The sequence below is a fragment of the Roseobacter sp. SK209-2-6 genome (assembly GCF_000169455.1).
In the GTDB taxonomy this organism is placed as follows: Bacteria; Pseudomonadota; Alphaproteobacteria; order Rhodobacterales; family Rhodobacteraceae; genus Pseudophaeobacter.
Genome location: NZ_AAYC01000011.1, coordinates 136,255 through 156,089, shown reverse-complemented (window position 1 = coordinate 156,089; position 19,835 = coordinate 136,255). Strand labels below are relative to the sequence as shown.

Genomic DNA, 19,835 nt, shown 5'->3' with positions numbered 1-19,835 from the left:
ATCTTCCCTGCTCTATCAATCCAGGCCGAGGGCCCGTTTGCGGTGCTCTGCCCAGGCTGTGATTGCCATGTCAAAGGTGAGCGCCATCAAAGAGACGTTGAGCCCCAGCACAAAGTTCTTGCCCAGCTCGGTTCCCGCCAGGGTACGCTGCAGCTCCTGGCCCAGATCCTGGGTGCCGATGAAGGCGGCGATGATGACCATGAAGAAGGCAAACATGATCGCCTGGTTGAAGCCCACCGCCATGGTGGGCAGCGCCAGAGGCAGCTGCACTGACAGGAGTTTCTGCCGCCGGGTGGAGCCGGACATATCCGCAGCCTCGGTCATTTCCGGGGGCACGGTGCGCAGGCCCTCCACCGTGTAACGGGTCAGCGGCACCGTGGCGAAGATCAGGATCGAGAAAACCACCGCCACATCATTGACGCCAAAGAGCATGATCGCCGGGATCAGGTAGATAAAGCTGGGGAAGGTCTGCGCGGTGTCGCAGGCCAGGAGCACCCGGCGCGACCAGGCCTCGGAGCGCGAGGCCAGAATGCCCAGCGGAATGCCGATCATCATCGCCAGCACCACCGCCGAGATCACTGCATAAAGCGTAATTATGGACCGGTCCCACCAGCCGGAGAAGGCCACGATGGTGAAGAAGATCGCCGCAAAGACCGCCGGACGGCGCCCCCCCAGCCAGTAGGAGAAGCTCACCACCATCAGGATGAATGCCGGGGTTGGGATTGACAGCAGGGTATCGCGGAAGGGGATCAGTACTTTTACATTGAGGAACCAGCGCAGCCATTCGGTCACCGCGCGGATACCGTCCAGCGCCAGGAAACCCTTGATCAGCACGTCGATTTCCTTGCCCTGGCTAAAGTGCTGCTTACGCCCGATGCTGCCCAGGATCGGGAAGAGCTGCGCCAGCAGGATAAAGCCCAGAAAGACCCCCAGCGCCGTCAGCACCATGCGGTGACGGATCCACCAGGGTGTGCCCTTTTCAAAATGCACCGGCTGTTTCACCACCCAGGCTTTGGACATCCGGTCCAGGGTGACCGCGAGCAGCACGATGGTGACACCGATCTCAAAGGAGCGGCCCAGTTTGAAGCTGCCCATCATCGCCAATAACTTGGCGCCCAGCCCCGGCATGCCGATAAAGGCCGTCAGAACCACCATGGCGAGGCAGAGCATGATCACCTGATTTACGCCCACCAAAATTTCGGTGCGGGCGGCAGGTACATAGACATGGCGCAGCATCTGCCAGCGCGAGCAGCCGGACATCTTTCCGGCCTCGATCACCTCAGGGCTGACCTTTTTCAGGCCCAGGGTGGTCATCAGGATCATCGGTGGGATGGCAAAGATCACCGTCGCCACAGCCCCGGCTGTTGGCCCGACTTTAAAAAAGATCACCGCCGGCAGAAGGTAGGTGAAGAATGGCAGGGTCTGCAGCACGCTGAGCATGGGTTTCAGCACCCGCTCAACCCAAGCGAACTTCCAGGCAGCGATGCCCAAGCCCAGGCCGATGGCAAAGGCCAAAGGGGCGGCGACGGTCAGCACCGACATGGTTTGCATCGCCATTTTCCACTGGCCGATCAATGCGGTCCAGATGAAGGTCCCCGCTCCAAGGGCTGCCAGCCGCCAGCCGCCAAGCGCATAGCCAATAACACCGGCCACTCCGGCCACAGCCGCCCAGGGCACCGGCCCCAGATAGGGCCAGCGGCGTTTGCCTTCCAGCAGGTTGGCAGAGGTATCCAGGAGGAACTCAAGCGGCCCCTCGGCAATGAAACGGGTGACATGGATGAGGCCCAGATCATTCTGAATGAAGGCAAAAACCGCGTCCAAGATCTGCGCCGTGGGCGGGATAACTCCCTCGGGCAAGCGGTGCAGCCAGGCGGGCAGCAGGTTCAGGTATTGCGCCAGGGTCAGCAGGGCAGCCGCGCCGAGCAGCAGCTGCAGCACCTGGGCCTTGGTGCCGGACCCCGGCGCCTTTTTTGGTAAATCGGTTGAGAGCGTGGCCATCAGGCGTCTCCCAGCAGGAGATCAAGCGCCTTTTGCCGCTGCAGCACGCCGGTCACGGCTCCTTTGGCATCGGCGACGGGTAGATGCGCGCGGGTGTCATTGATCAAGAGGCGTGCGAGATCATGGATCGTAGCGCCGCCATCGATTGCAGCGCCCTCCACTGCGGTGCCATTCAGCGGTGAGGCCAGCCCGCGGGCGTGGACAACGCGGGCCTTGTCGATCTCTTCGGTGAATTTGGCCACATATTCCGTGGCCGGATTCATCACAATCTGATCCGGGGTGTCGCATTGCTCCACCGCGCCATTGCGCATGATGGCAATCCGATCCGCCAGGCGCAGGGCCTCGTCGAAGTCATGGGTGATGAAGACAATGGTCTTGCCCAGCATCTCCTGCAGGCGCAGGAACTCATCCTGCATCTCGCGGCGGATCAGCGGATCCAGCGCCGAGAAAGGCTCATCCAGGAACCAGATGTCCGGCTCAATCGCTAATGAGCGCGCAATGCCCACCCGCTGCTGCTGGCCGCCGGAAAGCTCGCGGGGGAAGTATTCTTCGCGCCCCTCCAGCCCGACCAGGCGGATCACCTCCAGCGCGCGGGCACGGCGTTCGTGACGGTCCTGGCCGCGCATCTCTAGCGGAAAAGCCACATTCTCCAGAACCGTGCGGTGCGGCAGCAGCCCAAAGGACTGGAACACCATGCCCATCTTGTTGCGGCGCAGCTCAATCAGCGCGCGCTCATCCATGGCCATGATGTCCTGGCCCTCGACCTCGATGGTGCCGCCGGTGATGTCGTGCAGGCGGGAAAAACAGCGCACCAGGGTGGATTTGCCGGACCCGGACAGCCCCATGATCACCAGCATTTCGCCGTGCCCGACCTCGATCGAAACATCCTTGACCCCGGCAATGTAGCCATCGGCGCGGATATCATCGAAGGAGCGGCCCGGGGCCATATTGGCGAGATATTTCTCTGGCGAGGCTCCAAAGAGCTTCCAGACGTTTTTGGCTGAGATCACGGGGGATGAGGAGGGCATGGGAAGGTCCGGTACTGGGGGCAAACGCGGCCCGGCGGGTTGTGCCGCGGGCCACGTATAGATCTAGAGCGAAAGTCAGCCTTTGCAGGCGCTGATCCAGGGATCAACAGCCGCGCGATTGGCAGCCAGCCATTCTTCGGCGGCCTCTTCCGGTTCCAGTTCATCGGTATCAACCAGCTTTGCCATCTCGGCGATTTGCGGATTGGTGAAGGAGATCTTAGTCAGGGCACAATATGCGGCGGGCCATTTGCCTTCCATACCGTCCCAGGCCGCTTTCTTCAGATAGCCGCTGGCCGGGTTGCCGCAGTCATAAAGCGCATTGGGGTTCGGGCCCTTGGCCGGGTCCTTGTCGCAGCCGTCTTCCCAGGCGGGGAAGTTCACAAATTCACCCGGCCAGACGGCTTCGGCAAAATTCGGTGTCCAGTTGAAGACCAGAACCGGCTTCTTCTCTGCTTCAGCGGCGCCGATTTCAGCCCAAAGGGCCGCAGCAGATCCTGCGTTGATCACGGTAAAGTTCAAATCCAGCGCCTCGGCGCGTTCCTTGCCGTGCTTCAGCCAGTCCACCGGCCCGTCCAGATAGCGGCCCTTGCCGCCGGTCTCGGCGGTGGCAAAGAGATGGGCGCAGTCGTTCAGCGCCTGCCAATCCGGCAGGCCCGGGCAGGCCTCTTTGGTCCAGAGCGGATACCACCAGTCCTCACGGGTGACCGCATCGTGATCGCCGGCATCATGCAAGCCGCCCTTTTCCAGCGCGGCACGGAAGGAGGCACCGAATGCGCCTTCCCAGACTTCCATCTCCAGCGAGACATCGCCGAGACGGACGGATTCATAGACCGCCTGGCTGTCGGTGGTGACGTATTCAACGTGGTTGCCCATTTCTTCAAAGATCTGGCCGACGACATTGGACATCACAATCTGGCTGGACCAGTTGTGGACAGGTATGACAATCGGATCGCTGCTGTCGGCGGCAAGGCCGGCGCTTCCGGTTACGGCGGTCAAGGCGGCTGCGGACAAGATGCGTGTAAGTTTCATGGTTGCTCCCTGGTGCTTTTGGCGGTCTTTTATGGCGTTTCCGCCGCGGGATTCTGATGATCCCGGCTCAGGGCATTCTGCATGTATCTTCACGAATTTCTGCAAAGAGATTTGATTGCATTAGGCTAAAGAAATTAGAGGCAAATGATAATTTTCATGGTTTAATCAGCCTATTGACGATTCGGGGCACTCCTTGTCAGGAAAATAAATTCCCCAAAAATAAACATTCGCGCTGCAAGTGCCCAATCTGGAGTGCCCGTTCACATGCTGAGCAAGAAGAAGATTCTTCCGCCGCTGGACTATCTTTTAGCATTTGAAGCCGCAGCCAAAACCGGCAGCTTTGCTCGTGCCAGCGATGAGCTGAACATCTCCGAGACCGCAATCAGCCGCAAGGTGCGCCTCTTGGAGCAGCACTACAACGTGCCGCTTTTTGTGCGCGGCAACCGCTCGATCACTCTGACCCAGCAGGGCGGCACGCTGCTTACCTCGGTTGAGCGCTCGATGGACATCCTGCGCGAGGCCAGCCGGGACATGTTTGCCAATCATCAGGCCAATTCGATCAATCTGGCGGCAACAAACTCGGTTGCAGCACTCTGGCTGATGCCGCGCCTGCGCAAGTTCAACCGCTCCAACGCGCGGGTGAAAATCACCCTGGTCTCTTCGGACAGCGACGCCGAATGCCTCGCCAATGAGATGGATCTCTCGATCCTGCGCGGCGAGGGCGACTGGCCCGGATATGAGTCGCATATGCTCTTTGGCGAGACGGTGTTTCCCGTCTGCAGCCCGCGCTATCTGGCGCGCAACCCAAAGGCGGGGGATCTGGCCTCCTTGCCGGATCTTGACCTGATCGAGGTGACCAGCAGCCATGCGGAGTGGATGACCTGGAAAACCTGGCTGACCCGCAGCGATGTCAGCGATGCGCCGCTGGAGCGCGCGGTAGCCTTCAACACCTACCCTCTGGCGATCCAGGCCGCGCTGGATGGGCTAGGCGTGGCACTTGGTTGGGGGCATCTGGTGGACCACCTGCTGGAGGCCGGCGAGTTGGTCCGCCCCTTGGGAGACCGGGCCGTGCGCACCGAGTCCGGCTATTACCTGCTGAAAAACACCAGCCACAAAGGCTTTCCCGAAAAGCAGATTGTCGAGAACTGGCTCATTGAGCAGAGCGCGCAGCGCAAACGCTATGCCGGCCGGGCCGCCGGTGTCTGAATTGGCACCCGTTTTGACAAGGCCTCTTCAGTAAGCCAGCACAGCGATCCCAGCAAAGGCCGCCACGCAGCCCAGCCACTGCTGCAGGCGCATCGTCTCGCGCAGAAAGGCCCAGGCTAGAACGACTGTCAGCATGCCGAATACCGAAGAGGCCACCGAGGCGAATTCAGCCCGTGGCAGGCTGCCCGCCGCCAGCACCGATTGCAGCGCCACCCCGTCCAAGAGGCCCATCACGATCAGAACCGGCAGGGGTTTCAGTCCGGGCCAGAAGGACTGGTGAGTCAGAAGCATCAGCACCAGCAAGAGGGTCAGCGCCGTGAGACGGGTCAGCAGGTTGGCCGCCGCCGGATCCACCAGAGCAGCGGTCTGGCCCAGGGCAAAGGTGCTGGCAAACCCCGCCGCAGCGATCAGCGACAGGGCAACGGCTGTTCCTCCGCCGCCTGCATTGGTGCTTTCCTCCCCATGCCCGGTTTCATGTTCTGTCTCGCCGCCGGCGGCAAAGCCAACTCCGGCAACGATGATCAGCACCGCCAGCCATTGCCACAGCGGCACCTCGGCCCCCTGCCACAGCGCGAAGAGCACCGAAAGGATCGGATAGCTGGCGATCAGCGGCGCCACCAGGGCCACCGGCCCTCGCCGGAAAGCCGCATAGAGGGCAAGGCCCGCGATCAGATAGCAAAGCCCGGCGGCCACTGCGTAGAAACTGGCACCGCCCGGCAGCAGAAACCCCGCCCCTGCGAGAGCAATGCCGCCGGCCTCATAAAGCAGGCCCACAGCCAGGACCACCATGAGGGAACCCATCAGCGGCACCTGATCCTTCAGAAACCGGACTGAGAAATCATGCAGGCCCCAACACAGGGCCGCAATCAAACCTAGACTTAAAGCACTCATTGGCCCTCCAGGAACCGAACATGGGCAACAACAGAACCCGCATGAAATCCCGCCAGCAGACTTGCTCAAAGCTGCGGGCGAAGCAATACTGGTGTTAAATTATTTTTCACATCAGGAATGTTTGGGAGCGGAGATGAAAAGCGCATTGGAGCAAATCGGCGGAGAGGCCCGCCTTCGGAAATTGGTGGAGCGGTTCTATGACCGGATGGAAACCGACCCGGCGGTGCATGCGCTGCACCGGCTGCATTTCCGCGGCCATGGCCTCAACCACACCCGGCAAACGCAGTTCGAATTCCTCTGCGGTTTTCTGGGCGGGCGGGCCTATTATAAGGAACGCTTTGGCCATATGAACATGCGCGAAATCCATGCTCATGTGCCGATCCGCGAGGCCGATGCGGAGCTCTGGCTCGAAACCTTTGATGCCGCACTTCAAGATTGCGCCATGGAAGGCCCGGCGGTGGAACGGCTGCGCGCCAGCCTGCGCCGGGCCGCGCTCTCTTTGGTCAATGATGTGCCCGACTGGCGGCTGGAGGCTCCGGCGCAGCAGGCGCCTGCGTCCAGCTAACGGCCTGAAACAAAAAACCCCGGCCGCAAAGCCGGGGCATTGGCAGGGAGGGAAACCTGGGGAAGGTGGACCTGCCGGAACCGGACAGTTAGATGTCAAGAGTGTTGTCGCGCTCCCAGCGGCTGAAGTGGCTCACGAAGGAGTTCCATTCCTGCTGCTTCATCTTCAGATAGGCGTTGGAGAACTCCTTGCCCATCATTGCCTTCAGCTCTTCGTCCTTGTCGTATTCGCGCAGGGCATCCAGCATGTTGAGAGGCAGTTTCGGCGCATCGGTGATGGTATGGCCTTCGGCGTACATGTCAATGTCATGCCGTGGGCCCGGATCTGCCTTGGTACGGATACCGGACAGCCCCGCTGCGATGATTACCGCCTGCAACAAGTAGGGGTTGGTGGCCCCATCAGGCAGCCGCAGTTCAAAACGGCCGGGTCCCGGCACCCGTACCATATGGGTGCGGTTATTGCCGGTCCAAGTCACAGTATTGGGCGCCCAGGTGGCCCCGGACATGGTGCGCGGCGCATTGATCCGCTTATAGCTGTTCACCGTCGGGTTGGTGATCGCCGCCAGGGCAGAAGCATGTTTCATGATACCGCCGAGGAAGTGCTTGCCGCGCTCACCAAGGCCCACTTCGCCGGTCGGACCCTCGCCCTCGCCTGCAAAGACATTCACGCTGGCATCCGAGCCCGCAGCGTCCCAGACGGAGATATGCGCATGACAGCCATTGCCGGTCAGACCCTCGATGGGCTTGGGCATGAAGGTGGCGCGGAAGCCATGTTTCTCGGCCACGGATTTTGCCATGAACTTGAAGAAAGAGTGCTTATCCGCGGTCTTCAGCGCATCATCAAAGTCCCAGTTCATCTCCCACTGGCCATTGGCGTCTTCGTGGTCGTTCTGGTAAGCACCCCAGCCGAGTTCCAGCATGTAGTCGCTGATTTCCTGAATCACATCCAGGCGGCGCATCATCGCCTGCTGGTCATAGCAGGGTTTTTCGGCACTATCGAAGGGGTCGGAGATTTGCTCGCCGTCCGGGGTCAGCAGGAAGAACTCTGCCTCGATGCCGGTCTTGACGTGAAGGCCCTCGTCCGCAGCTTCTTTGATCAGACGGCGCAGCACGTTGCGCGGCGCCTGTGCGACATCCTCGCCCTCCATCACGCAATTGCCAGGCACCCAAGCAATTTCGGGGTTCCATGGCAGCTGGATCACCGCGTCGGGATCCGGCACCGCCAGCATGTCCGGGTGCGCTGGGGTGAGGTCGAGCCAGGTGGCAAAACCTGCAAAACCTGCGCCATCCTCTTGCATATCCGCGATTGCCCGCGCCGGAACCAGCTTGGCCCGCTGCCCACCGAACAGATCGGTGAAGGATATCATGAAATACTTGACGCCTTTTTCTTTGGCGAAAGCAGCCAGATCTGTCGTCATGGTCTGTCTCCCCTTTCCCTGTTGTCCTGTTTTCATCTGAAAAAGGCGCAGCAATGAAACCGCCGCGCCTTTGGTATTGCTGTTTAGAAACCCGGTTTGCCTGGATACCAATCGGTCCCCGCCAGGGGCACTTTGGCCATGGCGGCGGCTTCCATCGTCAGAGCGCAGAGGTCCTCCGGCTCCAGGTTGTGGAGGTGATTATGGCCGCAGGCGCGCGCGATGGTCTGCGCCTCCAGCGTCATCACGCTGAGGTAATTGCGCAGCCGGCGGCCCGCTTCGACCGGGTCCAGACGGGAGGCGAGTTTCGCTTCCTGGGTGGTGATGCCCGCCGGATCCTGGCCCTCGTGCCAATCGTCATAGGCGCCGGTGGTGGAGCCCAGTTTCTGGTATTCCTCTTCCCACTTGGGGTCATTGTCGCCGATGGCAACCATGGCGGCGGTGCCGATGGAGACTGCATCAGCCCCCAGCGCCATCGCCTTGGCCACATCCGCACCGGTGCGGATGCCGCCGGAGACGACCAGCTGCACCTCGCGGTGCACGCCCAGATCCTGTAGCGCCTGCACGGCGGGCCGGATACAGGCCAGAGTCGGCAGGCCAACGTGCTCGATAAAGACATCCTGGGTGGCAGCGGTGCCACCCTGCATGCCATCGAGAACCACCACATCGGCGCCGGCCTTCACCGCCAGAGCGGTGTCATAATAGGGCCGGGTGCCGCCAACCTTCACGTAGATCGGCTTTTCCCAATTGGTGATTTCGCGCAGCTCCAGGATCTTGATCTCCAGATCATCGGGGCCGGTCCAATCCGGGTGCCGGCAGGCGGAGCGCTGGTCGATGCCCTTTGGCAGGGTGCGCATTTCCGCAACCCGGTCAGAGATCTTCTGCCCCAAGAGCATGCCGCCGCCGCCGGGTTTGGCACCCTGCCCCACCACGATCTCGATCGCATCAGCCTTGCGCAGGTCATTGGGGTTCATGCCGTAACGAGAAGGCAGGTACTGATAGACCAGCTGGGTGGAATGGCCGCGCTCCTCGGGCGTCATGCCGCCGTCACCAGTGGTGGTCGAGGTGCCCGCCATCGAGGCGCCGCGCCCCAGCGCTTCTTTCGCGGGGCCGGACAAGGCTCCAAAGCTCATGCCGGCGATGGTGATCGGGATTTCCAGCTCGATCGGCTTCTTGGCAAAGCGGGTGCCCAGGGTGACCTTGGTCTCGCATTTCTCCCGGTAGCCTTCCAGCGGGTAGCGTGAGATCGAGGCGCCCAGGAACAAGAGATCGTCAAAATGCGGAACCCGGCGCTTAGCGCCGCCGCCGCGGATGTCATAGATCCCGGTGGCCGCAGCGCGGCGGATTTCGGCGTTGATCGGATTGCTGAAGGTTGCCGACTGGATCGGAACCGTCCGGGGAATGCCGTGATTGTCGTCTTTCATCTCCATCCCCTCAGTAAGCATTGTCGATGTTGAAGTTGTAAAGTTTGCGGGCCGAGCCGTAGCGTTTGAACTCTTCCGGCTTGGCGTCGCAGCCGCCGCGTTCCAAAAGCTCTGCCAGCAGTTCCAGGTGCTCAGGCCGAATCTCTTTTTCGATGCAATCCGCCCCCAACGATTTGACCGATCCGCGCACAAAGAGACGCGCCTCGTAAAGGCTGTCACCCAGGGCGTCGCCGGCATCGCCGCAGACCACCAGATTGCCGGACTGCGCCATGAAGGCGGACATATGGCCGATATTGCCATGCACGATGATGTCGATGCCCTTCATCGAAATGCCGCAGCGCGAGGAGGCATTGCCCTTGATCACTAGGGTGCCGCCATGACCGGTGGCGCCCGCATATTGCGAGGCATCGCCTTCGACAATCACCGTGCCGCTCATCATGTTCTCGGCCACGCCAGGCCCGGCAGAACCATGCACATGCACGGTGGCCTGCTGGTTCATGCCGGCGCAATAATAGCCGGTGGAGCCTTTCACATTGACCTCAATCGGTGCGTCGAGGCCGACGGCGATGGCATGGCTGCCACGCGGGTTCACCACTTCCCATTGGGTTTGATTGCTGCTGCCCGCCTGCTCATGCAGGGTCGAGTTGAGGGCGCGCAGCCCCTGTGCTTCCAGATCAAATTGCTGCATATCAGGCCGCCTTGTCCTGAGAGGTCGAAGCATCGTTGTGGCTCCAGAAGTAGACCGTTGCGGGCTCTGGTTCCCAGACCCGGGCGTCTTCGATGCCGGGCAGGTTGACCAGGGCGCGGTATTCCGAGCCAAAGGCCACATATTGGTCTGTCTCAGCCATAACCGCGGGCTTGCAGGCGATCGGGTCGCGAACCACGCCAAAGCCGTCCTTGGTGCCGACCACAAAGGTGAAGAACCCGTCGAGATCGTCGAGGCTCGACTCCAGTGCTTCACCCAGCGAAGCACCTTCGCGCATCTTCCAAGTCAGATAGGCGGCTCCAACTTCGGTGTCGTTCTCGGTCTGGATATGCACCCCTTCGCGGCGCAATTTGCGGCGCAGGGAGTTGTGGTTGGAGAGCGAGCCATTGTGCACCAGGCACTGGTCGAGGCCGGTGTTGAAGGGATGCGCCCCCATGGTGGTGACAGCGGATTCGGTTGCCATGCGGGTATGACCGATGCCATGGCTGCCGCTCATGCTGCCGAGATCAAAGCGCGCCGCCACATCTTTGGGAAGGCCCACCTCTTTGTAGATCTCCAGGCTCTCGCCCTCGCTCATCACCCGCACGCTGTCATGATGCGCCGCCAGATGTCGGCGCGCGTCAGCCAGCTTCTCAGAGGCCAAATCCAGCACCGCATGGGTGTCGATCTGCTGCAGGGAAACCTGGTCCTGCAGCGCTTCGCTGAGGTCCGCGGCCAGGGTTTCGAAATCGGCATCAGGCGTATGCGATTGCACGGTGAGCTTTGCCCGCCCGGCCTCGCTGCCGCCGTAGATCGCGATGCCGGCACTGTCCGGCCCGCGGTCGGTCATGGTGATCAGCATGTCTGTCAGCATCGCGCCGAGCTGGGGCGCCAGTGACTGGTCTTTGAGGAATAATCCTACAATCCCGCACATGGAATTCAGTCCTCCGTCAGGGTGTTTCGTTGATTCGACGCTATCACCAACGCCAGGCTCAATCAATAATGCCAGGAATATTTTTTTCCTGTTAGAGAAAGAGCGGCCGGATAGCCAGCCGCTCTTTCTGTTCTTCGCAAGGGGATTGCGGTCAGTATTTTTCCAGAAGTTCCCGCACCTTATCCGGATCGCCGGCACGGCGGGCCTCCTCCAGATGCTTGCCTTCCCGGACAAACTGGATGCGGTGCCATCCGACCCAGAAGATCACCCCCAGTATGGTCATCAACACTTCGGAACCCTGGAAGGGGTAGATCGCGCCGACCTCGGCTAGATCCACCGCCCAGCTTTCATATCCTATCGTTGACATAACGCTCTCTCCTTATTCTGCAGGGGTTGCGGCTGCGGCCAGATGGGCCTTGTCGGCTTCGATGATCTCTGCCTTGGCATCCTCGTAGGCATGGTGCTCAGCGTAATCGAGGCCCTGGAGTTCGACTTCCTCCGGGATCCGCAGGACACCGGCAGCGGCCTGCATCTTGGCAACGCACCAAGCGGGGATAAAGCCAAGCCCGAAGAACATGATCAAGGCGCCGACGGTCTGGCCAACGGGATTGATCGATGCATAGCCCTCGAATGGCGAGGCAGGCACGCCCCAGAGCATGAAGCCGGAGATCACCAGCCCGACAACGCCGGCATAGCCATGCACGGCAACCGCACCGACCGCATCGTCCAGTTTGAAACGGCGCTCAACCCAGTAGTGCAGGTTGTAGACGATGACCACGCCAACGGCTGCCACCAGCATTGCCTGGATCGGGTGATAGAGGTCATTGCCCGCCGAAGCAGTGATGACCCCGGCCAAGCCGCCGGAGAAAGTCCAGAAGGCATCTCCACGAGAGACCACATAGGCCGCCATCAGCCCGCCAGAGAGGGACATCAGGAAGTTGAAGGTGATTGCCGACAGTGACGTGGGCGCTAGATAGATATTGGTTGCGGTCCAGGTAGTGCCGGTAATCTGGCCACCAATCGCCTCAGGCGAAATCGCGGGTACGTTGCAGGCCGCATAGAAGCCCCAGAAGCCGGTGTAGATCAGAAAGATCCCGATGGTCAGCATCCAAGGATTATGCGGCGGGATATCGCGCGGCGTGCCGTCCTTGGCGAATTTGCCGATACGTGGCCCCAGCACCATGATCACACCCAGGGCATAGCCGCCGGCAATGGCGTGAATCACACCAGAGGCATAGGCATCGTGATAGCCAAGGTATTTCACCATCCAGCCGGCATAGTGCCAACCCCAGGCAGCGTCGATGATCCACCAGACAGAACCGATAAGAACAGCATGCACCCAGAGCGCTGAAGAGCGGATCCGCTCGATCACCGCGCCGGAGACGATGGAAGCCGCGGTCCAGGAGAACAAGAGGAAGGCCGCCCAGAACACCCCGGTGATTCGGTCGCTCAGGTTGGTGCCCATGGTCTCGGACCAGGGCAGATTCGCATTGCCCGCCTCATGGTTGAGGCCGCCGAAGAAGGGGAAATCCGGGAAAGCCCAGTAGATCCACCATCCGAAGAAGAAGAAGGTGACGGTCACCAAGGGGATGACCATAACGTTTTTCATCAGCGTATGCATATGGTTGCGGTGGCGGCTGGCCCCCACCTCATACATGCAGAAGCCGACATGAATTAAGAACATAAAGACGACGGTCACCCAGTAATAAAACTCGGTAAAGACTGTCGTCAGCGCGTTGAGATTTCCGTCCACGGTTTCCTCTCCCTGTTCGCTTTTGGTTGTTGGAATGCGTCGCTTTTAGTTTCCCCACAGGAAATAGATTATCCTTAGGGGATACAGCGAAGCCGAGGCTGTCAACTGTTTTGTGATGCCATTCGTCTTGCCGCAATGCCGCGCCGGGATGTCGCATTTCAGCTAAAACCCCTGTGAAATAGGGGGGATCGGGTATTCTGCGCTGCACCAAAGGACTCGAGTTAGCCCAAATATTTTGTGGGCTAAGCCGCTAAATATTCCTGTTAGGAAAAAAATCTGCACTGAAGTATTGATTTTGACTCCAATCTCGGCCTGAATATCTCCAGCGAACATGACAAGAGATCTTAGGGAGATTGCAGATGGCCATCATGTGGAGAAGGTCTGCCTTGGCGCAGCGCCATGCGGAGATTGGCGGAGAGCTGGAAGACTGGAATGGCATGGGAACCGCCTGGTTCTATGACCACAGCCCGGAGCGGGCTAAGGCCGATTATGAGGCCATCCGCACCAAGGCGGGGCTGATGGATGTCTCTGGCCTGAAAAAGGTGCATGTGATGGGCGAGCACGCCGCCCAGGTCATCGACCGGGTCACCACCCGCAATGTCGAAAAGATCATGCCCGGCCGCTCCACCTATGCCTCGATCCTGAATGATCAGGGCAAATTCGTGGATGACTGCATCATCTACCGCCTGTCGGTGAACTCCTGGATGGTGGTGCATGGCACCGGCACCGGCATGGAGCAGCTCGCAAGCGTTGCGGCTTCGAAAAACTGCGCGGTGATCTTTGACGACGACCTGCATGATATGTCGCTGCAGGGCCCCGTTGCGGTGGATTTCCTGGCCGGGCATGTACCCGGCATCCGCGACCTGGCCTACTTCGGCATTATCCAGACCAAGCTCTTTGGTTGCCCAGTGATGATCTCGCGCACCGGTTACACCGGCGAGCGCGGCTATGAGATCTTTTGCCAGGCCAAGGATGCGGTGCATCTTTGGGACAGCATCCTCGAAGGCGGCAAGGACATGGGCATCCGGCCGGTGCAATTCTCCACCCTTGATCTGTTGCGCACCGAAAGCTACCTGCTGTTCTATCCCGGCGACAATTCAGAGACCTACCCCTTTGAGGGCGAACCCTGCGGCGACACCCTCTGGGAGCTGGGGCTGGAATTCACCGTCTCCCCCGGCAAGACCGGCTTTATCGGCGCCGAGAACCACTATGCCGCCCAAGGCAAGGAACGCTTCAAGATCTACGGCGTCATCCTGGAGGGTACGGCTCCGGCGGATGAGGGCGCGGATCTGCTGCAGAACGGCGAGAAGGTCGGCGTTGTCACCTTTGGCATGCACTCAGAGGTCAACAACCACAATGTCGGCATCGCCCGGATGCCGGTGGATTGCGCCAAGCCCGGAACCGAACTTACCGTGCGCAATGGCGACGGCAGCCTGATTGCGGCCCGCGCCGCTGAGATGCCCTTCTACGATCAGGACAAATCGATCCGCACCGCAAAGGGCTGACCCAGCTGCCCCGGGAAGGCGGCCCCTCCCGCCTTCCCGACGGGCGCCAGGACTCACATGAGGACATAATGTCAAAATTCGATTTTCCACCTTCGATCAAAAGCCGCCCCGTCTGGGGCAGCCTGGAGGCACGGCAGGGCAAAGCGCATCTGATGATTGCCGATGCCGAAGGCGCCGAGGCGATCCTGGATATTGCCACGCCCGAGCTGATGGCAAACAGCCACATCATCCATATTCCCAAGGGCAAGGACTACGCCGGGCGCCTCAGCGCGCTCAATCCGGCGCAGCTTTATGAGGGGCCATCCTACGAGGCCTCCCTGCCCCGCATCCGCCGGGTGCTCACGGACGGGCATATGGGGCTGCAGGTCTATCTGGCCGGCACCGAGGGGCTGATGGGCCAAGCAATACAGGAAATGATGAGCGCCGGCATTCCCCATAGCGCCATCCAGACCGAGCACCGCGGCTCCACCGCCCGCCGGATGCAATGCGTTCATTGCAAGGGGATCACCGAGGATGTCGAAACCGACCCCTATCAGTGTTCCCACTGCGGGCTGCATCTCTTTGTGCGGGATCACTATTCGCGCCGCCTTGCCGCCTATCAGGGCGTGCGGGTCGATGCCGAGGATCACGGAAATATTCCAGAACCCAAGGGGATCTACGAATGAGCGGCGCAGAGAAAATCCGGGTCAAGGTCACCGAGATCACCCCTTTGAACGAGCTGGTCACCCGCTTCCGTTTCGAAGCCCTGGACGGCAGCCTCCTGCCGACCTTCTCCGGCGGCGCCCATACGGTGGTGGAAATGCAGGACGGCGGCATCACCCGGCTCAACCCCTACTCCCTGATGTCGGACCCTTATGATCAAAGCGCCTATACCATCTCGGTCCGGCGCGATGACGCGGGGCGGGGCGGCTCGCTGTTCATGCATAACCAGGTTAAAACCGGCGACGAGATGGTGATCAGCTATCCGGTGAACCTGTTTTCCCTGGATCTGCGGGCGCGCAAGCATCTGTTTATTGCCGGCGGCATCGGCATCACGCCTTTCCTGGCGCAGATCCACCAGCTGGAACGGTTCAACGGCCACTGGGAGCTGCATTACTCCTGCCGCAGCGAAGCCCTGGGCTCTTATGCGGATGAGCTGACCCACAGCCATCCGAATGAGACCCATATCTACTACGACGATCAGGATCAGAAAATCGCGCTGCACCATCTGCTGGAGGGCCAGCCGCTGGGCACCCATGTTTATGTCTGCGGTCCCAAAGGCATGATCGACTGGGTGAAATCCACCGCCGAGGCGGAGGGCTGGCCTGCGGACAACATCCATTACGAGGAGTTCCTGGCACCAAAGCCTGGCAAGCCTTTCCAGGTGAAACTGGCGATCTCCAACAAGGTGATCGAGGTCGGCGAGCACGAAAGCCTGCTGGAAGCGATGGAGCGCGAAGGCGTCGATGCACCCTACCTTTGCCGCGGCGGCGCCTGCGGCCAATGCGAGACCCGGGTGATCGACTACCAGGGGAACTTCATTCACCGCGATCACTGGCTGGACGAGGCCGAACACGCCAGCGGCGGAAAAATCATGCCCTGCGTTTCCCGGTTCGAGGGCAAGACCCTCGTGCTGGACCGCTGACAGGAGGCACCTAAGATGACTATTCAATTCAACACCGAAAGCTTCCGGGACGATTACACCTTCCGCAATTCGGACTGGGCCATTCAACGCTTTCCCTTCCCGTTTCACGAAGACAGCTACATGTATTCGGTCAACATGGAGCAGCACCGGGGCGGGCCCAAGGGCTCGGTCTATGAAAAGCGCTTTGACGTCGATGAGCATTACGTCTCAGAGATGAAGGACCGGGCGCTGGTGCTGGATCAGGATCCGCTGCGCTGCCAGTCGCTGCCGCATATGACTCTGGCGGGCTGGGACCTCTTGGAGCTGATCATGGTCAGCAAATCCGAGGATTACCCGGATCTGTTTGAGCTGCACCGCGACGGCAACCGCTGGCGTTGGGTGAACAAGCCCCTGGGGATCGACGACACTTTCACCTTCCTCGATGAAACCACCCTGCCCTATGGCCCGATGGAATACATCACCCGTCAGGCACAGGGGGATTTTGCCGTCCTCGACCAGCGCGACGACATGCTGTGGATGGATGCCGGAATGGTCACCACCCAGGCCGACTGGAGCCTTGATTTCGACATCGGCATGAACTTTTTCGAGTGGCATGCCCCGGTGCCAAAGGCCCACGAGATGGGTATTTTTGTCCGCGCGCTGAAGTTCCTGTTGAACATCCAGCAGGGGGCGCCGGCCCGGCGGCTCAACTGGACCATGACGGTGAACCCGCTCCTGGATACCAGCCCGGAGAACTATCACAAATGGGGCATTCAGAAGACGGAGCTGACGTCAGAGAATATCGGCCAGAAACAGCATTTGCGGGTTGAGCTGCAGACTTTCTTCAGGCTGCCGCGCTCCAATGCGCTGGCCTTCCCGATCCGCTGCTATCTCTGCGCCTTTGAGGATCTGATGACGGTGCCCAAATGGGGCCGCCGGTTGCATCGCGTGATCCGCGACCTGCCGGAGGAACTGGCCACCTACAAAGGCTTTATCGACAACCGTCCCCTGATGCTGGATTACCTCAGCAGGTTTGACGATGGGCTGCCGACCTCGCCCGGGATCTGGCCGGACCGGGAAACGGAACCGCCGCTGCAGAGGTGAACCTGCTCCTAGTCAGCAAAGATATGCCCGGCTAAACAGCCGGGCAGCGCCCGACCCTCCCCACGGGAGGGCGCTTCGCGCCTCCCAGGGTCTGGCGTCGTCAGATCCGCTCCACTGCTGACCCAAACACGCTTGAAGAGATCAGGTGTTCTGCGGATAGCTGATGATCGAAAGATAGCGCGCGGGCAACTCTACCAGCTTCTCCGGCCCATGCGGCGCGTCGGCGTCAAAGAACAGGGTATCGCCCGCCTCCAGCAAATAGGTCTCATCGCCGTGGCGGTACTCCACCTGCCCCTCCAGCATATAGATCGTTTCGATGCCGCCATGTTGGAAGGTCGGAAAGACATCCGACTCCTCACTGAGCGTGATCAGATAGGGCTCGACAATCACACCGGAACCATTGGCGCCGATATGACCCAGGAGGTTGTACTGGTGATTGGCGCGGGTGCCCTCGCGCTCCAGCTCCACCCCTTCGCCGGATTTGGTATGCACCGCCTCGCGGCGTTCCTCAAAGCGACGGAAAAAGCTGGTCAGAGGAACAGACAGCGCATTGGCCAAGATCTGCAGCGTGGTCAGCGAGGGCGAGGTATTGCCGTTCTCGATCTTCGACAGCATACCGATCGACAGACCGGTGATCTGCGCCAGCTCGGCAACGGTGATCTCCTTTTGCCGCCGAAAGGCCCGGACTTCGCGGCCGATGGCCACCTCCAGCACCTTCTCACGGTCACTGCTGCGCAGGCTATGCGGATTCTGCGTCAGCTTGGGTGTCTTTTCATTGGTTTTCTTGTCCAAACCGAGCCTCTTTGATCTGCGCCTCTTAGCGACGTCATAGGGCATTTCTGCAAAAGGAAAAATGCCACCGTCGCTCCGACACTATTCATATCATGAAAGTTTCCCGAAAGGAAAATAGCAAGCCGGAAGGGCCTGGTCATTGGGCAACCGTTGCAGCAGGGCACAAAACTCGGCCGGGCCGCCAAATGCTCGGCATCACTCACCCTAGGAATTATGATGGCTTTGGCCTTGCTAGCTGTCTTCGCTCATGATCGCAGAGAGTTTTGGTTAGAGTGCCCCAATCTCAGGCGGAAGAGATTTCACCAAAACGGAAGCTGAAGCGGAAACACGGCCGCTGGCATAGGATGCCGCTACGACCAATGCTGGTGCTTGCACGAGGGCTGGAGGGGGTGCATCCAGATTGTGGGCCAATACTGATTGACACTGATTATAGTAAGGCAGTCACCAAAGGTGCTCGCAGGTTTGCCCTACGGCTTTAAGCAAATCTGCTACGCCCAAGCTAAATCGGGAACAGTCGATAGAAAGGGTTCTGGCGCGTGGAAGGCTTGGCAATCTCCGTCATGGGGCTTTTGCTGAACTGTTGCCAGAGCATCTGGAGAGCCGCTTTGCCTTGGAATTGGACATGATCTCTTTGGCGACGAACAATTGCTTGCCGGGCCATTGCCTGGACATGCAGAGGGGCATTTTGGCTTGTCCTTCCCTGCTTTTGATCCCGGTTTGCTCTATGCCTGTGATGTGCAATAGCACTTGGGTGCGTTGGAGAAACCAGAGCGCCGCACGCCACTTGTATGCCTCGTTCCGGAGAATACGCGGGCCGCTCGCGAGAGCACTCAGAAACTGGCAGCGTTTCGCGCCTTGGGCGGCGAGGTGATTTTATGCCATGACCCGCTGATGCAGCGGATGGATTGGAGCAGGGTTGATGCTTGCAAAGGCCTTGCCAAATCCCCTTTCAAGGCTGAGCGTGTGGCGGTGATATTGCCGCAATCCTCAAGTCTTTATGAGAATATGGCACAAGCGCGCCGACAGGAACTGGCCTTTTTCGATCTTAGAGAGAGGCTTGAGAGCTGGGCTGCAGAACTGGCTGCCTTTGAACACCACGCCCTCTATAAAAGATGTCGCATCCTGTTGGTCAGCCTTGATGCATAGCAGCCTGCTCCAATTCAGAGCGCTTGCTCCAGAACGTTGACTGGTCCTGTGATATGAAGATGTCATCTTCAGGCCACGACGGGAACTCTCCCAGTTTTGCGACTTTCTGGGGCTTCAACGGTACACCCCTTGCTTGGACGCCGTGGTTCAATTGCCCAAAAACCAACCGCCGCGTTACTTATCCTTACTGCAAGCTGAACAAGATGAATTAATTCGGCTAACGCTGGAAGGACGTCAGTTTGAAGCCGCCAGTTTTTCGTCACAATAGGTTGGCACGTTTCCAACCAGCGATGTACCGCAAACGCGGGTCAGATCAGGAATATGCGCGCTACTGAACCACTCCGCGCAACAGCGCGATGAGTTTGTCAGCCTCTTCCTGTCCAAGCAAAGACTGATATTCTGCATCTTGTGCTTGCACCTCCTGCCGGATCTGTAGCATTCGCTTTTTCCCCAGAGCGGTGGGAAGAACATTGACCTGGCGGTGGTCAGCCTGCGCCACTTGCCGGTGAACCAATCCGTCCGAAACCATTCGATCCACTAGTTTGGTCAGGGTTGGTGGGTTCATCAATACGACCTCAGCAAGTTGCCCCATGGTTAGGCGTTGACCCGCTTCCAATGTCTCAAGAATGCGCCATGCTTCGATCTGAATTCCGTGTTGCTTCAGGCGCGCATTCAGGGAAGCAGACATCTTTCGATGCGCTGCAGCTATGGCATAAGTGAGATAGTCCTGAATTGAACTTGGGCTCATTTGCATCGGG

19 protein-coding genes are annotated in these 19,835 nt (G+C 59.9%); 7 read left to right on the top strand and 12 right to left on the bottom strand.

What is annotated here, in order from left to right:
- Positions 1 to 15 precede the first annotated feature (15 nt).
- The 3 genes from RSK20926_RS16565 to RSK20926_RS16555 form a co-directional block, all read right to left on the bottom strand.
- Positions 16 to 1,998, bottom strand: a complete 1,983-nt coding sequence (locus RSK20926_RS16565) for an ABC transporter permease (RefSeq protein WP_008208464.1) — start codon at positions 1,996 to 1,998, stop codon at positions 16 to 18.
- Positions 1,998 to 3,026 carry a quaternary amine ABC transporter ATP-binding protein gene (locus RSK20926_RS16560; RefSeq protein ID WP_008208462.1) on the bottom strand — a complete coding sequence of 343 codons (1,029 nt, stop codon included), beginning with the start codon at positions 3,024 to 3,026 and terminating at the stop codon, positions 1,998 to 2,000. The genes RSK20926_RS16565 and RSK20926_RS16560 overlap by 1 nt, the downstream gene beginning before the upstream one ends.
- A 75-nt stretch (positions 3,027 to 3,101) precedes the next feature.
- Positions 3,102 to 4,055: an ABC transporter substrate-binding protein gene (locus RSK20926_RS16555; RefSeq protein WP_037255502.1), complete on the bottom strand. Its 954-nt coding sequence runs from the start codon at positions 4,053 to 4,055 to the stop codon at positions 3,102 to 3,104.
- A 264-nt stretch (positions 4,056 to 4,319) separates the two neighbouring features.
- Between RSK20926_RS16555 and RSK20926_RS16550 the strand changes: the two genes are divergently transcribed.
- A complete protein-coding gene (locus tag RSK20926_RS16550; protein WP_008208457.1) occupies positions 4,320 to 5,261 on the top strand; it encodes a LysR substrate-binding domain-containing protein in 942 nt (313 codons plus the stop codon).
- Positions 5,262 to 5,288: 27 nt separating this feature from the next.
- Here the strand turns inward: RSK20926_RS16550 and RSK20926_RS16545 are convergent, their stop codons facing one another.
- Positions 5,289 to 6,152 carry a DMT family transporter gene (locus tag RSK20926_RS16545; protein WP_008208455.1) on the bottom strand — a complete coding sequence of 288 codons (864 nt, stop codon included), beginning with the start codon at positions 6,150 to 6,152 and terminating at the stop codon, positions 5,289 to 5,291.
- 133 nt (positions 6,153 to 6,285) lie between these two features.
- Between RSK20926_RS16545 and RSK20926_RS16540 the strand changes: the two genes are divergently transcribed.
- Positions 6,286 to 6,717 (top strand): group II truncated hemoglobin, encoded by a 432-nt coding sequence (locus RSK20926_RS16540; RefSeq protein WP_008208452.1) that lies wholly within the window; start codon positions 6,286 to 6,288, stop codon positions 6,715 to 6,717.
- Between the two features lie 88 nt (positions 6,718 to 6,805).
- Here the strand turns inward: RSK20926_RS16540 and glnT are convergent, their stop codons facing one another.
- The 6 genes from glnT to RSK20926_RS16510 all read right to left on the bottom strand — a co-directional run bounded on the left by glnT (position 6,806) and on the right by RSK20926_RS16510 (position 12,927).
- Positions 6,806 to 8,134 (bottom strand): type III glutamate--ammonia ligase, encoded by a 1,329-nt coding sequence (gene glnT, locus RSK20926_RS16535; RefSeq protein WP_008208451.1) that lies wholly within the window; start codon positions 8,132 to 8,134, stop codon positions 6,806 to 6,808.
- An 83-nt stretch (positions 8,135 to 8,217) separates the two neighbouring features.
- A complete protein-coding gene (locus RSK20926_RS16530; protein WP_037255499.1) occupies positions 8,218 to 9,555 on the bottom strand; it encodes an FMN-binding glutamate synthase family protein in 1,338 nt (445 codons plus the stop codon).
- Positions 9,556 to 9,565: 10 nt separating this feature from the next.
- On the bottom strand, positions 9,566 to 10,243 hold the full coding sequence (locus RSK20926_RS16525) for a GXGXG domain-containing protein (RefSeq protein ID WP_008208447.1): 678 nt from the start codon (positions 10,241 to 10,243) through the stop codon (positions 9,566 to 9,568).
- Position 10,244: 1 nt separating this feature from the next.
- Positions 10,245 to 11,174: a class II glutamine amidotransferase gene (locus RSK20926_RS16520; protein WP_037255446.1), complete on the bottom strand. Its 930-nt coding sequence runs from the start codon at positions 11,172 to 11,174 to the stop codon at positions 10,245 to 10,247.
- Positions 11,175 to 11,325: 151 nt separating this feature from the next.
- Positions 11,326 to 11,541, bottom strand: coding sequence for a hypothetical protein (locus RSK20926_RS16515; RefSeq protein WP_008208443.1), 216 nt, complete (start codon positions 11,539 to 11,541; stop codon positions 11,326 to 11,328).
- A 12-nt stretch (positions 11,542 to 11,553) separates the two neighbouring features.
- Positions 11,554 to 12,927 (bottom strand): ammonium transporter, encoded by a 1,374-nt coding sequence (locus RSK20926_RS16510; protein WP_037255443.1) that lies wholly within the window; start codon positions 12,925 to 12,927, stop codon positions 11,554 to 11,556.
- Positions 12,928 to 13,286: 359 nt separating this feature from the next.
- Here RSK20926_RS16510 and RSK20926_RS16505 point away from each other — a divergent pair, with 359 nt between their 5' ends.
- From RSK20926_RS16505 to RSK20926_RS16490, 4 genes are all read left to right on the top strand, one after another.
- Positions 13,287 to 14,432 (top strand): aminomethyltransferase family protein, encoded by a 1,146-nt coding sequence (locus tag RSK20926_RS16505; RefSeq protein ID WP_008208440.1) that lies wholly within the window; start codon positions 13,287 to 13,289, stop codon positions 14,430 to 14,432.
- 68 nt (positions 14,433 to 14,500) lie between these two features.
- Positions 14,501 to 15,097 (top strand): dimethylamine monooxygenase subunit DmmA family protein, encoded by a 597-nt coding sequence (locus tag RSK20926_RS16500; RefSeq protein ID WP_008208437.1) that lies wholly within the window; start codon positions 14,501 to 14,503, stop codon positions 15,095 to 15,097.
- Positions 15,094 to 16,056: a PDR/VanB family oxidoreductase gene (locus RSK20926_RS16495; RefSeq protein ID WP_008208435.1), complete on the top strand. Its 963-nt coding sequence runs from the start codon at positions 15,094 to 15,096 to the stop codon at positions 16,054 to 16,056. The genes RSK20926_RS16500 and RSK20926_RS16495 overlap by 4 nt, the downstream gene beginning before the upstream one ends.
- A 15-nt stretch (positions 16,057 to 16,071) precedes the next feature.
- Positions 16,072 to 17,139, top strand: coding sequence for a heme-dependent oxidative N-demethylase family protein (locus RSK20926_RS16490; RefSeq protein ID WP_008208433.1), 1,068 nt, complete (start codon positions 16,072 to 16,074; stop codon positions 17,137 to 17,139).
- Positions 17,140 to 17,280: 141 nt separating this feature from the next.
- On the opposite strand, the gene RSK20926_RS16485 is transcribed toward RSK20926_RS16490, so the two are convergent.
- On the bottom strand, positions 17,281 to 17,976 hold the full coding sequence (locus RSK20926_RS16485) for a helix-turn-helix domain-containing protein (RefSeq protein WP_008208430.1): 696 nt from the start codon (positions 17,974 to 17,976) through the stop codon (positions 17,281 to 17,283).
- A 702-nt stretch (positions 17,977 to 18,678) separates the two neighbouring features.
- Here RSK20926_RS16485 and RSK20926_RS16480 point away from each other — a divergent pair.
- Positions 18,679 to 19,077, top strand: a complete 399-nt coding sequence (locus RSK20926_RS16480; RefSeq protein WP_008208427.1) for a hypothetical protein — start codon at positions 18,679 to 18,681, stop codon at positions 19,075 to 19,077.
- Between the two features lie 328 nt (positions 19,078 to 19,405).
- Here RSK20926_RS16480 and RSK20926_RS16475 read toward each other — a convergent pair whose 3' ends face one another.
- Positions 19,406 to 19,825 carry a MarR family winged helix-turn-helix transcriptional regulator gene (locus RSK20926_RS16475; protein WP_232281919.1) on the bottom strand — a complete coding sequence of 140 codons (420 nt, stop codon included), beginning with the start codon at positions 19,823 to 19,825 and terminating at the stop codon, positions 19,406 to 19,408.
- Positions 19,826 to 19,835: the final 10 nt, after the last annotated feature.